Source organism: Methylobacterium sp. D48H (assembly GCF_053345715.1).
In genome coordinates this window covers 1,051,829-1,073,707 of record NZ_JBKFAP010000001.1, presented here as the reverse complement: position 1 = coordinate 1,073,707, position 21,879 = coordinate 1,051,829, and the positions used below count along the sequence as shown (strand labels likewise).

Annotated in this window: 19 protein-coding genes; 6 read left to right on the top strand and 13 right to left on the bottom strand. The window is 71.4% G+C overall.

Annotation, left to right across the window (positions count from 1 at the left end):
• Positions 1–49 precede the first annotated feature (49 nt).
• Positions 50–2,674, bottom strand: a complete 2,625-nt coding sequence (gene clpB, locus ACLBX8_RS05195; protein ID WP_447714695.1) for an ATP-dependent chaperone ClpB — start codon at positions 2,672–2,674, stop codon at positions 50–52.
• A 198-nt stretch (positions 2,675–2,872) separates the two neighbouring features.
• On the opposite strand from clpB, the gene ACLBX8_RS05190 reads away from it, so the two are divergent.
• Complete coding sequence (locus tag ACLBX8_RS05190) at positions 2,873–3,643, top strand: MOSC domain-containing protein (protein WP_042671271.1); 771 nt, start codon at positions 2,873–2,875, stop codon at positions 3,641–3,643.
• A gap of 144 nt (positions 3,644–3,787) precedes the next feature.
• On the opposite strand, the gene ACLBX8_RS05185 is transcribed toward ACLBX8_RS05190, so the two are convergent.
• Both ACLBX8_RS05185 and ACLBX8_RS05180 read right to left on the bottom strand, forming a co-directional pair.
• Complete coding sequence (locus tag ACLBX8_RS05185; protein WP_447714694.1) at positions 3,788–4,378, bottom strand: c-type cytochrome; 591 nt, start codon at positions 4,376–4,378, stop codon at positions 3,788–3,790.
• On the bottom strand, positions 4,378–5,652 hold the full coding sequence (locus ACLBX8_RS05180; protein WP_447714693.1) for a PQQ-dependent sugar dehydrogenase: 1,275 nt from the start codon (positions 5,650–5,652) through the stop codon (positions 4,378–4,380). Before ACLBX8_RS05180 ends, ACLBX8_RS05185 begins: the two co-directional genes overlap by 1 nt.
• Before the next feature lie 317 nt (positions 5,653–5,969).
• Here ACLBX8_RS05180 and ACLBX8_RS05175 point away from each other — a divergent pair, with 317 nt between their 5' ends.
• Positions 5,970–6,623 (top strand): protein-L-isoaspartate O-methyltransferase family protein, encoded by a 654-nt coding sequence (locus ACLBX8_RS05175; RefSeq protein WP_056531789.1) that lies wholly within the window; start codon positions 5,970–5,972, stop codon positions 6,621–6,623.
• Positions 6,624–6,691: 68 nt separating this feature from the next.
• Here ACLBX8_RS05175 and ACLBX8_RS05170 read toward each other — a convergent pair whose 3' ends face one another.
• Genes ACLBX8_RS05170 through ACLBX8_RS05160 form a run of 3 tightly spaced genes read right to left on the bottom strand, consistent with a single transcriptional unit; the run spans position 6,692 to position 9,904 of the window.
• Positions 6,692–8,158 (bottom strand): flavin-containing monooxygenase, encoded by a 1,467-nt coding sequence (locus ACLBX8_RS05170; protein ID WP_447714692.1) that lies wholly within the window; start codon positions 8,156–8,158, stop codon positions 6,692–6,694.
• Complete coding sequence (locus tag ACLBX8_RS05165; RefSeq protein ID WP_091679093.1) at positions 8,155–9,057, bottom strand: alpha/beta hydrolase; 903 nt, start codon at positions 9,055–9,057, stop codon at positions 8,155–8,157. Before ACLBX8_RS05165 ends, ACLBX8_RS05170 begins: the two co-directional genes overlap by 4 nt.
• 1 nt (position 9,058) lies before the next feature.
• Positions 9,059–9,904, bottom strand: coding sequence for an SDR family NAD(P)-dependent oxidoreductase (locus tag ACLBX8_RS05160; protein ID WP_447714691.1), 846 nt, complete (start codon positions 9,902–9,904; stop codon positions 9,059–9,061).
• 74 nt (positions 9,905–9,978) lie between these two features.
• Here ACLBX8_RS05160 and ACLBX8_RS05155 point away from each other — a divergent pair, with 74 nt between their 5' ends.
• Together ACLBX8_RS05155 and ACLBX8_RS05150 are read left to right on the top strand one after the other, a co-directional pair.
• The gene (locus tag ACLBX8_RS05155; protein ID WP_447714690.1) at positions 9,979–10,668 is read left to right on the top strand and encodes a TetR/AcrR family transcriptional regulator; all 690 of its coding nucleotides are present in this window, start codon (positions 9,979–9,981) and stop codon (positions 10,666–10,668) included.
• A gap of 57 nt (positions 10,669–10,725) precedes the next feature.
• Positions 10,726–11,973 (top strand): NupC/NupG family nucleoside CNT transporter, encoded by a 1,248-nt coding sequence (locus tag ACLBX8_RS05150; protein WP_447714689.1) that lies wholly within the window; start codon positions 10,726–10,728, stop codon positions 11,971–11,973.
• A gap of 4 nt (positions 11,974–11,977) precedes the next feature.
• On the opposite strand, the gene ACLBX8_RS05145 is transcribed toward ACLBX8_RS05150, so the two are convergent.
• The 3 genes from ACLBX8_RS05145 to pqqA (ACLBX8_RS05135) form a co-directional block, all read right to left on the bottom strand.
• Entirely contained in the window at positions 11,978–12,931 is a 954-nt protein-coding gene (locus ACLBX8_RS05145; protein ID WP_020090598.1) for a class I SAM-dependent methyltransferase, read from the bottom strand.
• 159 nt (positions 12,932–13,090) lie between these two features.
• On the bottom strand, positions 13,091–13,180 hold the full coding sequence (pqqA, locus tag ACLBX8_RS05140; protein ID WP_020090597.1) for a pyrroloquinoline quinone precursor peptide PqqA: 90 nt from the start codon (positions 13,178–13,180) through the stop codon (positions 13,091–13,093).
• Positions 13,181–13,260: 80 nt separating this feature from the next.
• On the bottom strand, positions 13,261–13,350 hold the full coding sequence (gene pqqA / locus ACLBX8_RS05135) for a pyrroloquinoline quinone precursor peptide PqqA (RefSeq protein WP_007559223.1): 90 nt from the start codon (positions 13,348–13,350) through the stop codon (positions 13,261–13,263).
• 393 nt (positions 13,351–13,743) lie between these two features.
• Between pqqA (ACLBX8_RS05135) and mgtE the strand changes: the two genes are divergently transcribed.
• Positions 13,744–15,156, top strand: coding sequence for a magnesium transporter (gene mgtE, locus ACLBX8_RS05130; protein ID WP_376738881.1), 1,413 nt, complete (start codon positions 13,744–13,746; stop codon positions 15,154–15,156).
• 15 nt (positions 15,157–15,171) lie between these two features.
• Here the strand turns inward: mgtE and ACLBX8_RS05125 are convergent, their stop codons facing one another.
• The 4 genes from ACLBX8_RS05125 to paoA all read right to left on the bottom strand — a co-directional run bounded on the left by ACLBX8_RS05125 (position 15,172) and on the right by paoA (position 20,707).
• A complete protein-coding gene (locus ACLBX8_RS05125) occupies positions 15,172–16,713 on the bottom strand; it encodes an acyl-CoA synthetase (protein WP_447714688.1) in 1,542 nt (513 codons plus the stop codon).
• A 108-nt stretch (positions 16,714–16,821) separates the two neighbouring features.
• Positions 16,822–19,044, bottom strand: coding sequence for a molybdopterin cofactor-binding domain-containing protein (locus ACLBX8_RS05120; RefSeq protein WP_447698431.1), 2,223 nt, complete (start codon positions 19,042–19,044; stop codon positions 16,822–16,824).
• 21 nt (positions 19,045–19,065) lie between these two features.
• Positions 19,066–20,040: an FAD binding domain-containing protein gene (locus ACLBX8_RS05115; protein WP_132366029.1), complete on the bottom strand. Its 975-nt coding sequence runs from the start codon at positions 20,038–20,040 to the stop codon at positions 19,066–19,068.
• Positions 20,041–20,050: 10 nt separating this feature from the next.
• Complete coding sequence (gene paoA, locus ACLBX8_RS05110) at positions 20,051–20,707, bottom strand: aldehyde dehydrogenase iron-sulfur subunit PaoA (RefSeq protein ID WP_447698432.1); 657 nt, start codon at positions 20,705–20,707, stop codon at positions 20,051–20,053.
• A gap of 260 nt (positions 20,708–20,967) precedes the next feature.
• On the opposite strand from paoA, the gene ACLBX8_RS05105 reads away from it, so the two are divergent.
• A complete protein-coding gene (locus ACLBX8_RS05105) occupies positions 20,968–21,792 on the top strand; it encodes an aldo/keto reductase (RefSeq protein WP_447698433.1) in 825 nt (274 codons plus the stop codon).
• The last annotated feature ends 87 nt before the right edge of the window (positions 21,793–21,879 follow it).

Sequence of the window (21,879 nt, the reverse complement as noted above, 5' to 3'; positions counted from 1 at the left end):
GGGCGGCGCACCTGAGTGCCGGTGCGCCGCCCCTCGCCCGTCCGGCCGATCAGTTCAGCGTCGCGTTGACCGGGCGGCGCTCGGCCCCGACCGTCACGTCGCCGATCATCAGGCCCATCGGCCCGAGGCGGACCGGCACCGTCTCGCCGTCGTGGACCTTGCCGGAGAGCACCAGCTCGGCCAGCGGATCCTGGACGTTCTTCTGGATCACTCGCTTCAACGGCCGCGCCCCGTAGGCCGGGTCGTAACCCTTGTCGGCGAGCCAGTTCTTGGCCTCCTCGTCGACCTCCAGGGTGATCTTGCGATCGTCCAAGAGCTTCTGCAGGCGCCCGAGCTGGATCTCGACGATCGCCCCCATCTCTGACCGCGCGAGGCGGTGGAACAGGATGATCTCGTCGACCCGGTTCAAGAATTCCGGCCGGAAATGCCCCCGCACAACGCTCATCACCTCCTCGCGGACCGCGTCGGTGTCCTGGCCCGCGGGCTGGTTCACCAGATACTCGGCCCCGAGATTCGAGGTCATGATCAGCAGCGTGTTGCGGAAGTCGACCGTCCGCCCCTGGCCGTCGGTGAGCCGCCCGTCGTCGAGAACCTGCAGCAGGACGTTGAACACGTCCGGGTGGGCCTTCTCGACCTCGTCGAACAGCACGACCTGGTAAGGCCGGCGCCGCACGGCCTCGGTGAGGGCGCCGCCCTCCTCGTAGCCGACGTAGCCCGGAGGCGCGCCGATCAGCCGGGCGACCGCGTGCTTCTCCATGTACTCGGACATGTCGATGCGCACGAGCGCCGTGTCGTCGTCGAACAGGAAGCCGGCGAGCGCCTTGGTCAGCTCGGTCTTGCCCACGCCGGTCGGGCCCAGGAACATGAACGAGCCGATCGGCCGGTTCGGGTCCTGAAGCCCGGCGCGGGCGCGCCGGACCGCGGTTGAGACCGCCTCCACCGCCTCGCGCTGGCCGACGACGCGCTTGGACAGCGCCTCCTCCATGGCCAGGAGCTTCTCGCGCTCGCCCTCCAGCATCTTGTCGACCGGCACGCCGGTCCAGCGGGAGACGACCCCGGCGACGTGGGCGGGCGTGACTGCCTCCTCCATCATGCCGTCGCGGCCGTTCTCCGCCTTCGCCTCGATCTCGGCGAGCTGCTTCTCGAGGCCCGGGATGACCCCGTAGGCGAGCTCGCCCGCGCGCTGGTACTGGCCCTGGCGCTGCGCCGCGGCGAGGTCGTTGCGGGCCTCGTCGAGCTTCTTCTTGAGGCCGGCGGCCGTGCCGAGCTTGTCCTTCTCGGCCTTCCAGCGGGCGGTGATCGCCGCCGAGCGCTCCTCGAGGTCGCCGAGTTCCTTCTCCAGCCGGACCAGCCGGTCGCGGGAGGCGGAATCGGTCTCCTTCTTGAGCGCCTCGCCCTCGATCTTCAGCCGGACGATCTCGCGGTCGATGTTGTCGAGCTCCTCGGGCTTCGAATCGACCTGCATGCGCAGGCGCGAGCCGGCCTCGTCGACGAGGTCGATCGCCTTGTCGGGCAGGAAGCGGTCGGTGATGTAGCGGTTCGACAGCGTCGCGGCCGCGACCAGGGCGGAATCCTGGATGCGCACGCCGTGGTGCTGCTCGTACTTCTCCTTCAGGCCGCGCAGGATCGAGACCGTGTCCTCCACGGTCGGCTCCGACACGAAGACCGGCTGGAAGCGCCGGGCGAGGGCCGCGTCCTTCTCGACGTGCTTGCGGTACTCGTCGAGCGTGGTCGCGCCGACGCAGTGCAGCTCGCCGCGGGCGAGCGCGGGCTTCAGCAGGTTCGAGGCGTCCATGGCCCCGTCCGCCTTCCCGGCGCCGACCAGCGTGTGCATCTCGTCGATGAACAGGATGATGCCGCCCTCGGCCGCCGTGACCTCGGAGAGCACGCCCTTCAGCCGCTCCTCGAACTCGCCGCGGTACTTCGCACCGGCGATCAGCGCGCCCATGTCGAGGGCGAGCAGGCTCTTGTCCCGCAGGGACTCGGGCACGTCGCCGTTGACGATGCGCAGGGCCAGACCCTCGACGATCGCGGTCTTGCCGACGCCGGGCTCGCCGATGAGGACCGGATTGTTCTTGGTGCGCCGGGACAGGACCTGGATGGTCCGCCGGATCTCCTCGTCGCGGCCGATCACCGGGTCGAGCTTGCCGTCGCGGGCGGCCTCGGTGAGGTCGCGGGCATACTTCTTGAGCGCATCGTAGGCGTTCTCGGCCGAGGCGTTGTCGGCGGTGCGGCCCTTGCGCAGGGCGTTGATCGCGGCGTTGAGGGAAGCCGGGGTGACGCCCGCCGCCTGGAGCGCGCGGCCGGCCTCGGAATCCTTCTCCACCGCCAGGGCAAGGAGCAGCCGCTCCACCGTCACGTAGGAATCGCCCGCCTTCTCGGCGGCCTTCTCGGCGGTGTCGAACAGGCGCATCAGCTCGCGCGTCGCCTGCGGGGCGGCCGCGTTGCCGGAGACCTTCGGCTGCTTTGCGAGCCACTGCTCGGTCTGGGCCAGCGCCACGCGCGACTGGCCGCCCGCGCGGTCGATCAGGCCGGCGCAGAGGCCTTCCGGATCGTCGAGCAGCACCTTGAGCAGGTGGCCCGGCTGAAGCTGGGGATGTCCCTCGCGCATCGCGAGGTTCTGAGCCGCCTGCACGAAGCCGCGGGCGCGCTCGGTGTACTTCTCGAAATTCATGCACAACCCTCCCGTACCGGCATCCGCCGCCCGATGAGAGGCGCGGCGCCACCGAAACGTCGCCCTCCGGCTATCCGCCGCGCGAGGGCCCCGGCGCCGTGGTGGCCGCCGGTAGACCCGATGTGGTGTTGCAATTGAGCACCACAAGGGGCCGCGAAGCTCTTGCGCGCCGGATCATTTCAGGGCCACGCTCCGCGCATGACCGCATTGATTCATGTCAGCGCCCTGTATCGCTACCCGGTGAAGGGCCTGAGCCCCGAACCCGTCGAGCGGGCGGAGCTCGAGACCAGCGGCCACTTCCCGGGCGACCGGCTCTACGCCATCGAGAACGGTCCGTCGGGCTTCAACGCGGTCGCGCCCCGCCACCAGCCCAAGACCAAGTACCTGATGCTCATGCGCGACGAGGCGCTCGCCCGCCTGCGCACCCGCTACGACGATGCCACGGCGACGCTGACCGTGGAGGGGTACGGCGACCCGCAGGCCTTCCGGCTCGACACCGAGGCGGGTCGCGAGGGCCTCGCGGAGCTGATGCGGCGCTACGTCCCCGAGAGCCTCCGGGGCGAGCCGAAGGTCCTCGCCGCGCCGCCGCAGTACCGGTTCACCGACTCCCCGACCGGCTACGTGTCGCTCATCAACCGAGCGAGCGTGGCCGCGGTGGAGGACTACCTCGGCGCGCCCGTGGACCCGCTGCGCTTCCGCGGCAACCTGCTGGTCGAGGGGCTCGAACCCTTCGCCGAGCTCGAGATGGTCGGGCAGGTGGTCGAGGCGCCGAGCGGGTTGCGGCTCAAGATCACCAAGCGGACCGTGCGCTGCGCGGCGACCAACGTCGACCCGGTCAGCGGCGTGCGCGACTGCGACATCCCCTGGACCCTCGACGCGCGCCTCGGGCACCGCGACCTCGGCGTCTACGCGGAGGTGATCGCTGGCGGGCCGCTGGCGCGGGGCGACGCGCTGCGCGTGGTGGGGTGACGCGCGACGGGTGATCCCAGCGCTGCCGTTGTTGCGAGAGCAGCGAAGCGAGCCAGGCAGCGCCACGCTGACAAGCCGCGCGCCGCCCTGGGTCACTTCGCTGCGCTCGTGATGACGGGTGGACGCGGTCCAACGGATGTCATCTCAGAGCCGCGACACGTAGGCCGCGAGATCCTTGATGTCCGCGTCGCTCAGGCCCTGCGCGACCTCGTTCATGGCGGGGTCGTAGCCGGGCCGGGCGTTCGACTTGTAGCCGGCGAGCGCCTTGGCGAGATACTCCTCCCGCTGCGCGCGGATCCGCGGGATCGCGTCCCGGCCCGCGAGATCCGGCCCGTGGCAGGAATTGCACTGGTGCTTCGCCACCAGCGCCTGCGCGCGCTCCGTCAGAGCCGCGTCGGCCGGCGGCCCGGAGCGGTCGGGCGGCGACAGCGTCGCCACCGCGTCAGCGAAGGCGCGCAGGTCGTCGTCGGAAAAGCCGGCCGCGACCTCGTTCATCGGCGGCGCCTCCCGCTGCTTCTCCCGGAACTGGAAGAGCTGCGTGACCACGTAGTCCGGGAGCTGCCCGCCGAGCGAGGGCACGCCCTCCGTCGCCGACGTGCCGGCCCCGTGGCAGCCGATGCAGGGGGCGAGGCGCTCCTGCATCGCCGCGTCCGGGGCAGCGAGCGCCGCGCCCGACAGCAGCAGCCCGCCGAGGGCGGGGACCAGCCCGCGGGCTGCCCGAATGGGGCGGCGCATCACCGGCCGTAGCTGACGCGGTAGATCGCGCCGTTGTAGTCGTCGGAGACGAGCAGCGATCCGTCCTTGGCGACCAGCACGTCGACGGGCCGGCCGACATACTTGTTGTCCTGGAGGAAGCCGGTCAGGAACGGCTCGACCGCGGCGGTCTTGCCGTCCGGTCCGGGCTTGGCCACGACCACGTCGCCGCCGAGCTTGGTCGTGCGGTTCCACGAGCCGTGCCGGGCGACGAACATCGCGTCGCGGTAAGCCTCCGGGAACTGCGTGCCGGTGTAGAACCGCAGGCCGAGGGAGGCCGTGTGCGGCCCGAGGAGCGCCGCCGGCGCGGTGAATTCCGAGCAGGCATGGCCCCAGCCGTATTCCGGATCCGTGAACGTGCCCTGGTGGCAGTACGGATAGCCGAAATGCTGCTTGCCCGGCTCCGTGAGCACGTTCAGCTCGTCGTTCGGGATGTCCTCGGAGACCCAGTCGCGGCCGTTATCGGTGAACCAGAGCTGCTTGGTCTTCGGGTTCCAGTCGAACCCGACGGTGTTGCGCACGCCGCGGGCGACCACTTCGGCGTTCTTGCCGTCGAGGTCCATGCGCCGGATCTGCGCGTGCGTGTCCGGCGGCATCACGATGTTGCCCGGCGCGCCGACCGGGACGTAGAGCTTGTTGTCCGGGCCGATGGCGATGAACTTCCAGCCGTGGGCCTCGTCCTTCGGCAGGTCGTCGTAGACCAGGGTCGGCTTCGCCGCACCGTCGAGGTGGTTGGCGATGTCATCGTAGCGCCAGATCTTCGAGAGTTCGGCCACGTAGAGGGCACCGTCGTGGTACGCGACGCCGTTCGGCCGGTGCAGGCCCGTCGCGATGGTCTTCACCGCGCGCTTCCCGTCACCGTCTGGGTTCGGCAGCACCGCGTAGATCTTCCCCACCGTCCGGGTGCCCACGTACAGCGTGCCGTCCGGCGCCTGGGTCATCTCGCGGGCGTTGGCGAGGCCGCTGGCGTAGACCTCGATCTTGAAACCCTCCGGGACCTTCAGCTTGTCGAGCGGCAGCTTGGCGGCCGCGGTCGCCAGAGGCGGTCCGGCCACCGGCGCGAGCTTGGCCGCGGCGCCGCCCTCGGGCCGGCCGTAGAGCGCCGAGCCGCGATCGACCTGGACGCTGGGCGGCGGGGCGGCGGTCGCGGGCGTCTCCTGCGCGGCAACCGGGCCGGATCCCATCAGGCCGAGACTGAGTCCGGCGAGGGCGGCGGCGAGGCCGCGGGTCAGGATCGGCTGGCTGATCGGCGTCATGATGTCTCCCGGTGGCGGCGGCCTCGCGGACCGCCCGCTCGCTCTGCACTCTTTATTCAACGGTCCGCCGGGGAGTGCGACCGGCCCGGGCGGCAGGGAGGCGACACTCCGCGGCCGCCGTAACGTCGGCCGGGATTCGGTGCGCCGCCGCGTCCTCCGGGGCCATCTTCGGCTGTCGCGTCGGCTCACCTTGCGTTTTGGGCAATGATCTCCGAAAACGCCCCCCGTCCGGGAAGCTTAGGCTTGGCCGGGGCTGCCGGCCGTCCGCCGGTGCCCGGCCGACGCGGCGTTCCGATCCGGTTCGAGGACACGTATCGATGATCGATTACGCGCAGGCGCGGCGGATGATGGTCGACTGCCAGTTGCGGACCTTCGACGTGAACGACAACACGGTGCTCGACGCGTTCGACACCGTGCCGCGCGAGGCCTTCGTGCCCAAGGGCCGCGAGCCCTTCGCGTATATCGACCAGACCCTGAACCTCGGCGAGGCCGGCGGCGAAACTCGCTGCATGCCGGCCCCGATGGTCGTGGCCCGGATGATCCAGGCCCTGCGGGTCCGGCCGGGCGTCGCCGCCCTCGACGTCGCCACCGGCTACGGCTACGCCGCCGCCGTCATGGCGGAACTCGGCGCGCAGGTGACGGCGCTGGAATCGGTGCCCGATCTCGCCGCGGCGGCGCGCACCCGGCTCGGCGCCTCCGCCCAGGTGATCGAAGGCCCGATCGCCGACGGCGCGCCCAAGCAGGGCCCCTTCGACGTCATCCTGATCAACGGCCGGGTCGAGGTCCGGCCGCAGGCGCTGCTGAACCAGCTCAAGGACGACGGTCGCCTGGTCTGCGTGTTCGGTCCGCACCGCAACGCCAAGGTCACGCTCTTCGTGCGCGCCGGCGACGCGTTCGGCGCTCGGCCGCTGTTCGACGCGTCGCTGCCCGGTCTCGAGGCCTTCGCGGCGGAGGCCGGCTTCGCGTTCTGACAGCGCGTGCCGGATCGCGTCCGCCCCCGTCGGCGCGGGCGGATCCGTGACGGCGCCGCAGGCCCCGATCAACCGAGCCTGTAATCCCCCAGCCGGGCCCGGCGGGCGCTCCGGCGATAGGCCATCACCGAGTCGGGCCAGAGGGTGTTGTTGCGCCCGGTCGCGTCGAGGTACCAGCTGCGGCAACCGCCGGCCTGCCAGATGCTGTCGGCCATGCGGCTGTGGATCCGGTCCACGAACCGGGCCTGGGCCTCCGGCCGGACCTCGATGGTCTGCCTCCCGCGGCGCAGCGCCTTCAGGCAGTCGAGGACGTGCTGCACTTGGATCTCGATCATCGAGATGACCGAGTTGTGGCCCAGCCCGGTATTGGGCCCGAGCAGCATGAAGAAATTGGGGAATCCCGCGACCGTGATGCCCTGGTAGGCGCCCACGCCGCCGGCCCAGGCCTCGGTCAGGCTCCGGCCGTCGCGGCCGACGAGGTGCATCCGCGCGAAGGTCGCGGCCACGTCGAAGCCCGTGGCGTAGACGATCACGTCGAGGTCGTGATGCCGCCCGGCCTCGGTGGTCACGCCGGTCTCGGTGATCCGGGCGATGCCGTCCGTCTCCAGGGTGACGTTCGGACGCTGGAGCGCGGGGTAGTACTCGTCGGAGATCAGCACCCGCTTGCAGCCGAGGCGGTAATTCGGCGTCAGCTTCGCCCGCAGGGCCTTGTCGGGGACCGCCTTAGCGAGATGGTGCCGCGCCAGGGACTCGGCCTGGCCGGTGAGCTTCGAGACCTTGGTGAAGCCGAGCAGCGCCCGCACCTCGTGCAGCCAGAACAGCCGCGCCCGCTCGAGCCGCCGGCTGAGCGGCAGGCGCCGGTAGCGCTCCCGGGCCCGCTCCGCGATGGCGTGGTCGTTCTTGGGCATGATCCAGGGCGGGGTGCGCTGGAACAGCGTCAGGTGCGACGCGACGGCGGCGAGTTCCGGCACCACCTGGATCGCGCTGGCGCCGGTGCCGATCACCCCGACTCGCTTGCCGGCCAGCGCCACGGAGTGGTCCCAGGCCGCCGTGTGGAAGGCGGGGCCGGCGAACGCGTCGCGGCCGGGGATGTCCGGGTAGGCCGGATGGTGGAGCCCGCCCATGCCCGCGACGATCGCGCGCGCCGTGATCGGTCCCCGGTCGGTCTCCACGTGCCACAGGGCGCGCGCCGCGTCCCAGGTGGCGCCGGTGAAGGTCGTCCCGAGCTGGATCAGGGGTGTCAGGCCGTTCCGCTCGGCGGTGTCCCGGAGATAGGCCAGGATCTCCGGCTGCGGCGCGTACATCCGGCTCCAGTCGGCCTTCGGCGCGAAGGACAGCGAGTAGAGGTGCGAGGGGACGTCGCAGGCCGCCCCCGGGTAGGTGTTGTCGTGCCACGTGCCGCCGATGCCGTCGGCCTTCTCGATCACCCGCAGCGGGCCGATGCCCGCCTGCCGGCAGCGGATCGCCATCGCGAGCCCCGAGAATCCGGCGCCGACGATCAGGACGGCCAGGGTCTCGTCCGCGGGCTCGGTCATCGCTGGGTGCTCCCGGACGGGGCGTGCGGCGCGTGCGCCGTCAGGAAGGCCGCGGCCTCGTCGAGGGAGGTCCGCGCCTCCGGCAGCATGCTGGCGGCGAACTGCCAGGCGTGGGACACGACCGGGAACAGCTTGAGCTCCGTCTCGACGCCGGCCCTGCGGGCCCGCTCCGCCATGCGCACGGAATCGTCGCGCAGGACCTCGCGGGCGCCGACATGGAACAGCAGCGGCGGGAAGCCGGTCGGGTCGCCGTAGAGCGGCGAGACCCGCGGATCGGCCGGATCGGCGGCGCCCAGATACATCGGCCGGATCGCCGCGAGCGCCTGCGGGTCGAACATGGCGTCGCGCCACGCATTGGTCACCCGCGATCCGTCCTCGGACATGAAGTCCGTGGCCGGCGAGAACAGGGCCGCCGCCCAGGGCATCGGCAGGCCGCGGGCGCGGGCCTCGCCCATCAGCACGAGGGCGAGATTGCCGCCGGCCGACTCGCCCGCCACGCAGGCGGCCCCCTCGGCGCTGAACGCCGCCCAGACCGCCGTGACGTCGTCGACCGCCGCGGGGAACGGGTGCTCGGGGGCGAGGCGGTACTCGGGCGCGAAGATCGTGAAGCCCCGGTTCGCCAGCGCGCCGGTGACCGGACGGTGCGTCCGCGGCGAGCAGGCGATGAAGCCGCCGCCGTGAATGTAGAGCATCCGCCGGCCGGGGCCCGCTTTCGGCCGGACCCACTCGCCCTTCACGCCACCGACGATGCCCGGCTCGTAGGTGACGCCCTTGGGGTCGGGGAAGGTCGGTGCCTCGAAGATCCGGCGGAACGCGGCCGCGTCCCGCGCCCGGGACAGGGGGCCGCGGACCCGGCTGCGGACCATGTAGGCCCCGAGATACGCGCGCAGGCTCGCCATCTCAGAGCGTCCCGCCGGACAGGCGCACGATTGTCTTCCAGTAGCCCACCGGCATCAGCCGCTGGATCAGCGCGGCGTTCTTCGCGTCCTTGCCGATGACGATCCGGGGCGCCCGGGTCTCGATGCCGCGGATGATGGCGGCGGCCGCGTCGGCGGGCGCCAGGGTCAGGAGCTTGCCGAACGCCTCCCGCGCCTTCTCGTCCTCAACGGCCGCGCGCTTCGCCGCCTCCGGGTCGGTCGGCGGCCGCCGGCCGCGGGCGTTGCGGGAGATGGCGGTGGCGACGCCGCCCGGGTGAACCACCGTCACCCCGAGGCCGGTGCCGGCGTACTCGTGCCGCAGGGCCTCCGAGAAGCCGCGCACGCCGAACTTGCTGGTGCAGTAGGCGACCTGGCCGGGCGGTGCGATCAGGCCGAACAGGCTCGACAGGTTGACGATCTGCGCCGCCGGTCGGGCCCGCAGCATCGGCAGGAAGGCGTGGCACATCCGCACGACGGCGCGCAGGTTGATGTCGAGCAGCCACTCGAAATCGTCGAGATGCGTCTCGTCGAACCGGCCGCCGAGGGCGACGCCGGCATTGTTGATGAGGAGGTCGAGATGCCCGGACCGCTCCGCGACCCAGGCGGGCAGCGCGCGGATTCCCGCGGCATCCGTGAGGTCGAGGACGCGCGTCTCCACCGTGACGCCGCGGATCTTCGCGGCGACGGCCGCGAGGCCGGTCTCGTCTCGGTCCACCAGGAGAAGGGTGCAGCCCTTCGCGGCGAGGCCCTCGGCCAGCGCCGCGCCGATGCCGCTCGCCGCCCCGGTGATCAGGGCCACCGCGCCCGCGAGTTGGAACCGCTGTGCCAAACCGCGCCCCCCGTGCCGCCGATCTGGATCGGATCGTCCACGGGGGATAGGCCCCGCCGGCCGGATTGTCTAGGGTGAACACCCTAGACGGGGACGGGATCATGTCGCGGGGCGAGGGTCGGAGGGTCGAGCGCGAGCGGGAGGTCGGCCCGGAGCCCGGTCCCGCGGCCGCGTCGCCCGACACGCGCACCCGGATCCTCGCCGTCAGCCTCGCGCTGTTCAATGCCCGCGGCCTCGGCCACGTCACGACGGCGGAGATCGCGGCCGCGGCGGGGATCCGCGAGGGCAATCTGCAGTACCATTTCCCGCGCAAGCGCGGCCTCGTCGAAGCCCTGTTCGCGGCCTTCGAGACCGAGGCCGTGGCGGTGGCGGGCCGGATGCCCGCCGACCCCGCGGCGCCGGAGGCGCTGCTCGTCTACCAGAGGGCGTGGTTCGACCTGATGTGGCGCTACCGCTGCGTCTACCGCGACGGTATCGCCATGGTGGAGATCGCGCCGGCCCTGCGCGCCCGGGTGCACGCGCTGCGGGCCGAGACCCAGGCGCTGGCCCGCGCCGTGTTCGAGGCGGCCGTGCGGGCGGGGCGGCTGCGCGTTTCCCCGGACGCGCTCGGGCGACTCATCGACAACGCCTGGATCGTGTCGAGCCACTGGATGAGCCACCGTCTCCAGGGCGGCACCGCCCTGACGGAAGCGGATCGGGACTGGGGCTTCGCGCAGGTCCGCGACCTCTTCGCGCCCTATCTCGCGCCCGAGAGCCCTACTTGACGGCCACTGGCCCGATCCTTCCATGCGCTCCGGCCAAGCTCGGACCCGAAGGACGCGATGCTCGACCGCCTGACCCATGCCGGCCTCAGCCTGCTCGTGCTGCTCGCGGTCGCGTTCCTGTTCTCGACCAACCGGCGGGCGATCAGTCCCCGCGTGGTCCTCACGGGACTGGCTTTGCAGGTCGGCCTCGGCGCGCTGGTCCTGTTCCTGCCCGCCGGGCAGGCCGCGCTGCGCGCCGCCGCGGACGCGGTCGTGACCGTGCTGTCCTACGGCGACCGCGGCACGGCCTTCCTGTTCGGCGGCCTCGTCGAGCCGAAGATGTTCGAGCTGTTCGGCGGCTCAGGCTTCATCCTGGCGCTGCGGGTCCTGCCGCAGATCCTCTACGTCTCCGCGCTGATCGGCGTGCTCTACCACCTCGGCGTGATGCAGGTGCTCGCCCGCGGGCTCGGCGCCGTGCTCCGGCGGATCCTCGGCACCTCGCCGATCGAGTCGTTCTCGGCGGTGATCACGATCGCCATCGGCCAGAGCGAGATCGCCGTCGCCCTGCGCCCGTTCCTCGCCCTGCTGACCGGCGCCGAGCTGTTCGCCGTCATGTCGAGCGGCGCCGCGTCGACGGCGGGCTCGATCCTGGCCGGCTACGCGGCGCTCGGCGTGCCCATGACCTACCTGCTCGCGGCCTCCGTGATGGCGATCCCGGGGGGCCTCGTCTACGCCAAGATCCTGATGCCCTCGACGGAGCCGACCCGGATCGCCACCACCCGGGTAGAGTTCGGCGAGACACGGGCGGCCAACATCATCGAGGCGGCGGCCGACGGCACTCAGAAGGGGCTCGCGGTGGCGGTCTCGGTGGGGGCCATGCTGATCGCCTTCGTCGGGCTGATCGCGCTGGCGGACGGCCTGTTCGCCACCCTCGGCGGCTGGATCGGCTACCCGTCCGCCTCGTTCGAGGGCGTGCTCGGCTGGGCGCTCGCCCCGCTGGCGTGGCTGCTCGGCGTGCCCTGGGACCAGGCGACCCTGGTCGGCGGGGCGATCGGCCAGAAGCTCGCCTTCAACGAGTTCCTGGCCTACGCCAACCTGTCGCCGGTCCTGAAAGCCGGAACCCTCGAGCCGCGGGCGCAGGCCATCGTCTGCTTCGCCCTGTGCGGCTTCGCGAATCTCGCGTCGATCGCGATCCAGCTCGCGAGCTTCTCCAGCCTCGTCCCGGAGCGGCGCTCGGAGGTCGCCCGGTACGGCCTGCGGGCCATCCTCGCGGGGACGCTGTCGAACCTCACGAGCGCGGCGATCGCGGGGCTGTTCGTGGCGTGACGGGTCAGGCCGCCTTGCGCGCCGCGAGCAGCAGCGCGTTCGGGCGGGTCCGCTTCGGCACCGGCAGGACGCGGTCGAGGACGGCGCCGACGCCGTACGCGAAGGCGAGCGCCGCCGCCCAGGACCATGTCCGCCGGAAGAAGCGGTCGCGGCAGCGGACGGGGCTGACCTTGGCCATCCAGTGGATCAGCGAATCGTGCCGGTCCATGCCGATGGCGTGGACGGCCTCGGGCGTGCAGCCGAGCGTCCCGGCCAGCGCCTCCAGGGCTCTGGGCGTCCACCACGTCAGGTGGTGGGGCGGCGCGTTGATGACGAAATTCGGGACCGTGGTGTTGGGCGAGGGCCATAGCGGCGTGCCGATCAGGACCACGCCACCCGGCTTGACGCAGGCCGCGAGCGCCCGGGCGAAACCCAGCGGGTCCGCCACGTGCTCGATCACCTGGAACGCGCAGGCGACGTCGTAGACCGGCCCGACGCGCGCCGCGTGCGCCTCCACGGTCTCGTCGAGGATCGCGCCGGTCGGGTCCTCGGCGGAGAAGTTCGGATCGAGGCCGGTATAGGTGGCGTCCGGCACGTAGGCGCGGAACCCGCCGTGTCCGCAGCCGACATCGAGCACCCGGGCTCCGGACGGGACGTGCGCGGCGGCCTGGCGGAATTCCAGGCGCTCCGTCTCCGGGCCAGCGAGCTTATCGTGCGCGGCGATCCGGCCGTAGAACGCCCGGTAGAAGGCCGCGTCGCCGGCCACCGGCGGATCGAAGAAGATCAGTCCCGTAGGAGATTCCCAGAGCCGGAACGTGCCGGCGGGGCGGAGCAGCGGCCCGACATCGACGCGGCCGGAATAGTGCCAGAGGAGCGTCAGGAAGCCGGCATCCAGGCGCTCGACGCAGCGCAGAGCGGGGGCACCGGTGATCGGGCAGGGGGGGATCGACCGATCGGCCGTGTGCGCGCTGTCCGCCAAACTGGTCCTCGCTCGCTCCGCAGGCCCGGCTGGTCCGGGGCGCCGCAGCGGCACAGGTTTGGTGCGGCCCGTCAAGCCGAGGCGCGGCTCGTGTCGAGCGCGCAAAGAAAAAGGCGCCGCTTCGGATGAAGCAGCGCCCGGAAACGTCAGAACGACGTCTTAGTGGAAGGTGTCGATCTCAGCGGACTCGTAGCTGGTGACTTCCATGCCGACGCAGATCTCGGAGACGACGGGGGCGGACCAAGCCATGATTTCCTCCAGGTAAGTTGATGCGATGGATAGAGAGGCCACGAAGGCCGGAGCGAACCGCGCTCCGGACCGCGCGCGACTTAGTTGAACGTGTCGATCTCGGCGGACTCGTAGCTGGTGACTTCCATGCCGACGCAGATCTCGGACACGATCGGGGCAGACCAAGCCATGGCGTTTCTCCTCGCTGTTGCTGCGATCCATATAGGCAATATCTTGGACGCAATACAAGCGAGCACAACACTTATATTTCTCATAGGGAGCCTGGCCCTGGGCGGCGCGGGGTCGTTCCGTGGCCGCGCGGCCACCCGCCGGAGCCCTGTTCGGCATCGGCTGCGGATGGGCGCGGTTTCGGCTTGACGGGCCCCGCGCCCGGGCGCACGACGCACCCGCGCGACGGTGTCCTCGACGGTGTCGCGCTCCCATTCCAGCAGCGACCCGCGAAGCGACGTGCCCGACCGATCGTGCCTGCCGTGCCCGGCCCCGTGCCGTCGTTCCGCCTGAGCCGCTGAGAGGCCCGGCCGCGGGGCGACCGACGCGGCGGCCGGCCACGGCCCAGACCCAGGATGACCGGCGCCGCGTCGCCTCGTAACCCACGAGGCGAGGCCATGAACGAGATCGCCCCCTTCGATACGCGCGTCGATCCCTCCGTGCTGGCCGCCCGCCTGTCGGACGAACGGGCGCCCGACATCGTCGAGGCCCTGAACGACGAGGCACCCGAGGTCGCCGCCGCCATCCTGCTCGGCCTGCCGCTGGAGCGGGCGATCGAGGTGCTGGACCAGCCGGAACTCGACTGCGCCGCCGACATCATCGAGATGCTGCCGCGGGACCGGGTCGCGGGCTACCTGTCGGGCATGTCGGCCGACCGGGTCACGGACGTGTTCCGCGAGATCGAGGAGCCGGGCCGCTCCGACCTGCGTGCCCGCCTCGACGCCGAGACCCGCGGCGCTGTCGATCGCCTGTCGGCCTACGGCGAGGAGACCGTGGGCTCGCTGATGACCACCGAGTTCGTCACCGTGCCGGGGACCTGGACGGTGGGCCAGACGCTGGAGCACATCCGCCACGTCGAGAAGACCCGGGAGACGATCTACGCGATCTTCGTGCTCGACCCGCGCACCCGCGCGCTCACCAAGGCGGTGCCCCTGCGGCGCCTGATCTCGGGGGACCCGGGCGACAACGTGCTCAGCGTCGCGCCGGGACGCCGGCCGCTCGCGGTCTCGCCCACGGCCAGCCGCGAGGAGGCGGCCCGGCTGATCTCCAAGTACGACCTCCTGGCGCTGCCGGTCGTCGACGCGGTCGGCCACGTGATCGGCATCGTCACCGTCGACGACATGATCGACGCGATGATCGAGAAGCAGACGCAGGACGTGCAGCGCTTCGGCGGCATGGAGGCGCTGCCCGAGCCCTACATGGATATCGGCTTCTTCACGATGATCCGGAAGCGGGCCGGCTGGCTGTGCGCGCTGTTCCTGTCGGAGATGCTCACCGCCTCGGCCATGCAGGGCTTCGAGGGCGAACTGGAGAAGGCGATCGTCCTGACCCTGTTCATCCCGCTCATCATGAGCTCCGGCGGCAATTCCGGCTCGCAGGCGACCTCGCTGCTGATCCGGGCGTTGGCGCTCCACCAGATCCGCCTGCGCGACTGGTGGCGGGTGGCGCTGCGCGAATTGCCGACCGGGATCTTCCTCGGCGCGATCCTCGGCGTGATCGCGGTGATCCGGATCGTCGCGTGGCAGAAGCTCGGCCTCTACGATTACGGCGCGCACTGGCCGCTGGTCGCCGCCACGGTCGGCGCGGCGCTGGTCGGGATCGTGACCTTCGGATCGCTCGCCGGCTCGATGCTGCCGTTCCTGCTCCAGCGGATCGGCTTCGATCCGGCCACCGCCTCGGCGCCCTTCGTGGCGACGCTGGTCGACGTCACCGGCCTCGTCATCTACTTCTCGGTGGCGCTGCTCATCCTCCGCGGGACGCTGCTGTAGGAAGGCCTCCGCGCGTCATCCCGTAACCGCCTCGGCCAGCCGCTTCCTCTGGACCTTGCCGTTCGCCGTACGCGGCAGGGCGTCGAGGAAGCGGATCTCCCGCGGGCGCTTGTAGGCGGCGAGCCGCTCGGCGCACCACGCGAGCAGGGCCTCCGCGTCGGGCTCGGCGCCCGCCTGCAGCACCACGAAGCCGCAGATGACCGAGACGTCCGCCCGCACCGGCAGCTCGGCGACGCCCACTTCCGCCACGGACGGGTGGGTCGACAGCACCGCCTCCACCTCGTTCGGCGAGACCCGGTAGCCCATCGCCTTCATCAGGTCGTTGTTGCGGCCCTCGAACCAGAGGTAGCCGTCGGCGTCGAGGCGCGCGAGATCGCCGCCGACGAACCAGTCGCCGCGCATGACCTCCGCCTCTTCCTCCGGCCGGTTCCAGTAGCCGAGCATCAGCGCCGGCTCGGTCCGGTGGACGGCGAGGAGCCCGCTCTCTCCGGCCGGGAGCGGCACGGGCTCGCCCGCCACGGGCAGGATCGCCACCCGCCGGCCCGGCTGCGGCTTGCCGGGCGAGCCGGGGCGCACCGGGATGGTCGGGCCGCTGGAGATGTAGGTCGAGATCTCGCTCATCCCCAGCGCCTCGTAGAGAGGTTTTCCGGTGGCCTGACCCCAGGCCTCCAGCAGCTCCACCGCGAGGGGCTCGCCGGCCGTGCAGCCGTGGCGGAGGCTCGACAGGTCGTGGGCGCCGAGGTCGCCGTACTTGAGGATCTGGCGGTAGAGCGTCGGGACGGCGGCGAACAGGGTCGCGCCGTACGCCGCGATCAGGCGCGGCCAGACTCCGGGATCGCGCGGGCCGTTGTAGAGCACCGCGGTCGCGCCCACCGACCAGGGATCGCTCAGGCCGACGCCCAGCGTGTAGGTCCAGTTCATGGTGCCGGCGTGGAGCATCACGTCGGATTCGGTGAGCCCGAGCCAGTGGTCGAGCATGGGGCGGCGGCCGTAGGCGGCGCGGTGGGCGTGCAGCACGCCCTTCGGCCGGCTCGTCGTGCCGGAGGTGTAGATCAGCATCGCCGGGTCGTCGGCGGCGGTGTCGGCGTAGTCGGGCAGGGGCGGGCCAGCTTTCAGGGCGGAGACCGCGGCGGCGTCGAGCAGGAGGCGCCCGCCCAGGGCCTCGGGCGCGACCGTGCAGCCGCTTCCGATCACCACGGCGGCGGCCCCGGAATTGTCCATGAGGAACGCCGCCTCGCTCTCGGTGAGCTGCGGCGAGGACGGCAGCGCCACGAGGCCGGCCGCCAGGGCGCCGAAGTAGACGAGGACGTAGTCGGCCTCGTTGCCCATCCGGATCATCACCCGGTCACCGGGCCTCAGGCCGAGGCCGAGGAGACCCGCCGCGATGCCGCGCACCGCCCGCTCGACTTCGCCGAAGCTGAGGCGGTCCGCGGTGCCGTCGCCGACCATCACCAGGGCGGTCTTGTCGGGACGCAGGCGCGCGTTCTCGGCGAGGCAGTACCGCGCCGCGTTGAAGCGGGCCGGCGGACGGTGGTCATCGTGCTGGCTGTCGGACACCGGGCGCTCCCCGCGGGCGGCTTTTCGCCGGGTGTCCCGCCTGGGCGCGCCTGCGTCAACTGGGGCCGTCGCCCCGCCGGCGAGCACGGCCCCCGGGCAGTCTGGCCCTCAGGTCCGCCGCTGCGCCTGGCCCTCCTGCTCCTCGAAGCCCTTGAGCATCTTGTCGAGGGTCATCGGGTAGTCGCGGACCCGAATCCCGGTAGCGTTGTAGATCGCGTTGGCGAGCGAGGCGCCGGCGCCGCAGATGCCGAGCTCACCGAGCCCCTTGCTCTTCAGCGGGTTCGCCTTGTCGTCGAGCTCCGGCAGGAACACCGCGTCGATCTCCGGGAGGTCGGCGTGGACCGGCACGTGGTACTCGGCCATGTCGTGGTTGACGAAGAAGCTGTAGCGCGGATCGACCACGGCATCCTCCATCAGCGCCGCGCCGACGCCGAAGGTCATGCCGCCGATCGCTTGGCTGCGCGCGGTCTTGGCGTTGAGGATGCGCCCGCCGGTGAACACGCCGAGCATCCGCCGCAGCCGGATCTCACCGGTATCGACGTCGACCCCGACCTCTGCGAAGTGCGCCCCGTACGAGTACTGCGAGAACTTCTGCTTCATCTCGCCGGGCTTGATCTCGCCGGAGGCCTCCAGCCCGGACTTGGCGAGATCGGTGAGCGACTCGGTGCGGTTGCCGGACGTGACCGCGCCGTCGCGGAAGGTGGCGCCGTCCGGGTTGAGGTCGCCGGCCTTGAGCAGGGCCTGCCGGAGGTTGTCGCAGGCGACGTAGAGCGCCGAGCCCGCCGAGCCGGCGCCGAAGGATCCCCCGGAGCCGGCCGCGAACGGGAAGTCGGTGTCGCCCATCTCGACCCGCACGCGCTCGGGCGGCAGCCCCAGCATCTCGCCGGCGATCTGGGTGAGGATCGTGTAGGTGCCGGTGCCGGGATCGGTCATCGCCATCCGCACCACCAGCACGCCGTCCGGCCCGAGGCGGACCTTCGCGGCGGACGGCATCAGCGGGTTGAGGCGCGCGGCCGCCGACATGCCCATGCCGACGAGCCAGTTGCCCTCGCGCCGGGAGCCCGCGGCCTGCCGCTTGTCCCAGCCGAACAGGCGCGCGCCCTCGCGCATGCAGGGCACCAGCTTGCGGGTCGAGAACGGGACCTTCTTCTCGGGATCCTCGGCCGGCTCGTTGCGCACCCGGAGTTCGATCGGGTCGATCTTCAGCTGCTCGGCAAGCTCGTCCATGGCGCACTCGAAGGCGAGCTGGCCTACGGCCTCCCCGGGAGCGCGCATCGCCGAGGCGATCGGCATGTTGAGGTTGACCAGCCGATGGCGCGTCACGCGGTTCTGCGCGGCGTACAGGGAGCGGGTGACGTTGGCCGAGGTCTCGAAGAACCCGTCGCCCTCGGCGGTGTCGGACCAGGATTCGTGGCTGATCGCGGAGAGACGGCCGTCGCGGTCGGCGCCGAGGCGGATCCGCTGGATCGTGTCAGTCCGGTGGGTCGCGACGTGGAACTCCTGCTGCCGGGTGAGCGCGACCTTCACGGGACGCTGGATCACCTTCGAGGCCAGGATCGCGAGCGTCGCCTCCGGCTGGACCTGCAGCTTCGCGCCGAAGCCGCCGCCGATATAGGGGCTGACGATCCGCACCTTCTCGGGGGGGAGCTTGAGCACCGAGCCGAGGGATTTCTGGCCCCGGTTCGGCATCTGGTTGGCCGTGTAGAGCACGACCCCGTCGCCCTCCCAGGACGCGATGGTGGCGTGCGGCTCCATCTGCACGTGGATCTGGTTCGGCGTGACGTAGTCCACGTCGAGCTTGACCGGTGCGGCCGCGAAGGCGGCGTCGAAGTCGCCGAGCTTGGAATCCGGCGGCGAGTTGACCGGCTTCGGCTCGTAGGCCGCCGCCAGGCTGTCCTTGAGCAGCCCCTTGGGCTTGGCCGCGTCGTACCGGACCTTGACCAGCATCGCGGCGGCGCGCGCCTGCTCGAAGGTCTCGGCGACCACGAAGGCGACCGGCTGCCCGTAGAACCGGACCTCCGTCCCCTGGAGTTGCGGCCAGACCTGCTCCTTCTTCTCGCCCTGCTCGGGCACGTTCTCGTGGGTCATCACCAGGATCGCGCCGGGCGCCTTGCGGGCGGCCTCCGCGTCGATCGACCGGATCGTGCCGGAAGCGATCGTGGCAGGCACGATGAAGCCGTAGGCGGGGTTCTTCAGGGCCCGAGTCTCGTACGCGTAGGGCGCGTGGCCCGTGACCTTGAGCTTGCCCTCGACCCGGTCGAGGGGCTTGCCGACGAGGCCGTCAGGCCGGTCGTCGAGGGGCGTCCGGCCGATCGGCTGGTTCATCTCCATGGGAACGGTCCTTGCCGGGATCTACGCGCGGGTCGCCTGCGCCACGACGGCCCGAAGGGTCCGGCGCGTCAGCGGGATCTTGAAGTCGTTGCTGCCGTAGCCGCGGGCGCCCTTGAGCACCGCGTCGGCGGCAGCGTCGGCCGAGCCGGTCTGCACCAGCGCCGCCTCGGCCTCGGCCACCCGCCAGGGCTTGTGCGCCAGCCCCCCGAAGGCGAGCCGCGCGGCCTGGGGCTTGCCACCCTCGGCGCCCGCGATCACGGCGGCCACCGACACGGTCGCGAACGCGTAGGACGCCCGGTCGCGGACCTTCCGGTAGATGTGTGTGCCGGCCACCGGCTTCGGCAGCGTCACGGCCGTGATGATCTCGCCCTTGCGCAACTCGGTCTCGACCTGCGGCGTGTCGCCGGGCAGCCGGTGGAAGTCGGCGATCGGGATGCTGCGCGCCTGCCCGTCCGGGTTGACGGTCTCCACCGTCGCGTCGAGGGCCCGCATGGCGACGTTCATGTCGGACGGGTTGGTGGCGATGCAGGCCTCGCTCGCGCCGACCACCGCCATGATGCGGTTGAACCCGCCGATCGCCGAGCAGCCCGAGCCGGGCTCACGCTTATTGCAGGGCATGGCCGTGTCGTAGAAATAGTAGCACCGCGTCCGCTGGAGCAGGTTGCCGGCCGTCGTCGCCTTGTTGCGCAACTGGCCCGAGGCGCCGGCGAGCAGCGCCTTCGCCAGCACGGCGTAGTCCTTCCGGACCCGCGGGTCGGCGGCCAGGTCGGCGTTGCGGACGAGCGCGCCGATGCGCAGGCCGCCATCCTGCGTCGCCTCGACCGTGTCGAGCGGCAGCCGGTTGACGTCGATCAACGTCGCCGGGGTCTCGATCTGGAGCTTCATCAGGTCGAGAAGGTTGGTGCCGCCAGCGATGAACTTGGCGTTCGGCCGCTCGGCCGCGAGCTTCGCGGCGTCCTGCACGGTGGCGGGGCGCTCGTAGGCAAAGGCCTTCATCTCCGCCTCCTCAGAGTTTGGTGGCGGCGGCGTCGCGAATCGCCGCGACGATGTTCGGGTAGGCGCTGCAGCGGCAGATGTTGCCGCTCATCCGCTCGCGGATCTCGGCGTCGCTGAGCGTCGGAGTCGCCGCGACGTCCTCGGTGACGTGGCTCGGCCAGCCGGCCTTGGCCTCGTTCAGCATGCCGACCGACGAGCAGATCTGGCCCGGCGTGCAGTAGCCGCACTGGAAGCCGTCATGCTCCAGGAACGCCGCCTGCATCGGGTGGAGCTTGTCCCCATCCGCCAAGCCCTCGATCGTGGTGATCGGGTCGCCCTCGTGCATCGCCGCGAGCGTCAGGCAGGAATTGATCCGCCGGCCGTCGACCAGGACCGTGCAGGCCCCGCACTGGCCGTGATCGCAGCCCTTCTTGGTGCCGGTGAGCGCGACGTGCTCGCGCAGGGCGTCGAGGAGCGTCGTGCGGGTGTCGAGGACGAGATCGTGCGGCTGGCCATTGATGGTGAGCCGCACCGGCATGGTCTGCGGAGCCGGATCGCCCGGCGCCGCCGCGGACATCGCGGGACCGGGCCGGAACCCGAGGGCGCCGAGTGCGCCGGCCACCGCACAGCCCTCCACCACGGCTCGCCGCGTCAGCGCGAGCGGCTTCGTCGGGGTCGCGTCTGTCATGCTGCCATCCAGCCCGTGCACCGCGCGTGGAACGCCGCGCGCAGCTTGGAATCTGGTGCGCCAACGTGCGGCCGGCTGGATTAGATCCTGTCCAGACTGCGCCCGTTCAGCGCGGCTCCGCCGCTACGGGCGCTGGACCCAGGTCGTGACCCGATCGCTCCCTCCTTGCTTCGCTGCGCTCGCGAGAAGGGCGACGCCTTGGAACGCGTCCCGCTGCGAGCGTTTGGGTTGATCGGACCACGACACCGGAGTCTCGCCTCATGGCTATCCCGACCCTGCCGCTCAACGACGGCCGACACATCCCGCAGATCGGCTACGGCTGCTGGCAGCTCTCGGACGCCCAGGCTCCGGATCTCGTCGGACAGGCCCTCCGCGCCGGCTATCGTCTGATCGACACGGCCGCGGCGTACGGCAACGAGGTGGGCGTCGGGCGCGGCATCCGGGACGCGGGGATCCCCCGCGAGGAGATCTTCCTCACCACGAAGCTCTGGAACGATCGCCAGGGCCGCGACGAGGCGAGGCGCGCCTTCGACGAGAGCCTGCGGCAACTCGGTCTCCCGTATGTCGACCTGTACCTGATCCACTGGCCGTGCCCGCAGCGTCGCCTGTTCGTCGAGACCTGGAAGACGCTGATCGAGCTCCGGAAGGAGGGCCGCGCGAAGTCCATCGGCGTGTCGAACTTCTCGCCCGAGCATCTCGCCACGCTGATCGGCGAGACCGGCGTGGCCCCGGCCGTCAACCAGATCGAGCTGCACCCCTATTTCCAGCGCAAAGAACCGCGCGCGGAGGACGCCCGTCACGGGATCGTGACCGAGTCGTGGAGCCCGCTGGGCCGGGGCAAGGAGCTGAACGACCCGGTCATCCTCGCAATCGCGGAAGCGCACGGGAAGACGCCCGCCCAGGTGGTGCTCCGCTGGCAGATCCAGATAGGATGCGTGGCGATCCCCAAGACCGCCACCCCGCGGCGCATCGCCGAAAATATCGCGCTGTTCGATTTTGAGCTCGGCGCGGACGAGATGGCACGGATCGCCGGCCTTGACCGGGCCGACGGCCGGATCGGACCTGACCCGGCGACCTTCTGCTGAGCGCTCGAGCCTTCGGCAGCGCAGCGTAACATCGCACCGCAAAAGATTTATGCTCACAGCTAGCATATCTGGACAGGCGCGTCCGGT

Excerpts from the sequence above, each read along its gene's own strand:
- clpB (WP_447714695.1), bottom strand. The coding sequence starts at position 2,674 with ATGAATTTCGAGAAGTACACCGAGCGCGCCCGCGGCTTCGTGCAGGCG.
- ACLBX8_RS05190 (WP_042671271.1), top strand. The coding sequence starts at position 2,873 with ATGACCGCATTGATTCATGTCAGCGCCCTGTATCGCTACCCGGTGAAG.
- ACLBX8_RS05185 (WP_447714694.1), bottom strand. The coding sequence starts at position 4,378 with ATGCGCCGCCCCATTCGGGCAGCCCGCGGGCTGGTCCCCGCCCTCGGC.
- ACLBX8_RS05180 (WP_447714693.1), bottom strand. The coding sequence starts at position 5,652 with ATGACGCCGATCAGCCAGCCGATCCTGACCCGCGGCCTCGCCGCCGCC.
- ACLBX8_RS05175 (WP_056531789.1), top strand. The coding sequence starts at position 5,970 with ATGATCGATTACGCGCAGGCGCGGCGGATGATGGTCGACTGCCAGTTG.
- ACLBX8_RS05170 (WP_447714692.1), bottom strand. The coding sequence starts at position 8,158 with ATGACCGAGCCCGCGGACGAGACCCTGGCCGTCCTGATCGTCGGCGCC.
- ACLBX8_RS05165 (WP_091679093.1), bottom strand. The coding sequence starts at position 9,057 with ATGGCGAGCCTGCGCGCGTATCTCGGGGCCTACATGGTCCGCAGCCGG.
- ACLBX8_RS05150 (WP_447714689.1), top strand. The coding sequence starts at position 10,726 with ATGCTCGACCGCCTGACCCATGCCGGCCTCAGCCTGCTCGTGCTGCTC.
- pqqA (WP_020090597.1), bottom strand. The coding sequence starts at position 13,180 with ATGGCTTGGTCCGCCCCCGTCGTCTCCGAGATCTGCGTCGGCATGGAA.
- pqqA (WP_007559223.1), bottom strand. The coding sequence starts at position 13,350 with ATGGCTTGGTCTGCCCCGATCGTGTCCGAGATCTGCGTCGGCATGGAA.
- mgtE (WP_376738881.1), top strand. The coding sequence starts at position 13,744 with ATGACCGGCGCCGCGTCGCCTCGTAACCCACGAGGCGAGGCCATGAAC.
- ACLBX8_RS05120 (WP_447698431.1), bottom strand. The coding sequence starts at position 19,044 with ATGGAGATGAACCAGCCGATCGGCCGGACGCCCCTCGACGACCGGCCT.
- ACLBX8_RS05115 (WP_132366029.1), bottom strand. The coding sequence starts at position 20,040 with ATGAAGGCCTTTGCCTACGAGCGCCCCGCCACCGTGCAGGACGCCGCG.
- paoA (WP_447698432.1), bottom strand. The coding sequence starts at position 20,707 with ATGACAGACGCGACCCCGACGAAGCCGCTCGCGCTGACGCGGCGAGCC.
- ACLBX8_RS05105 (WP_447698433.1), top strand. The coding sequence starts at position 20,968 with ATGGCTATCCCGACCCTGCCGCTCAACGACGGCCGACACATCCCGCAG.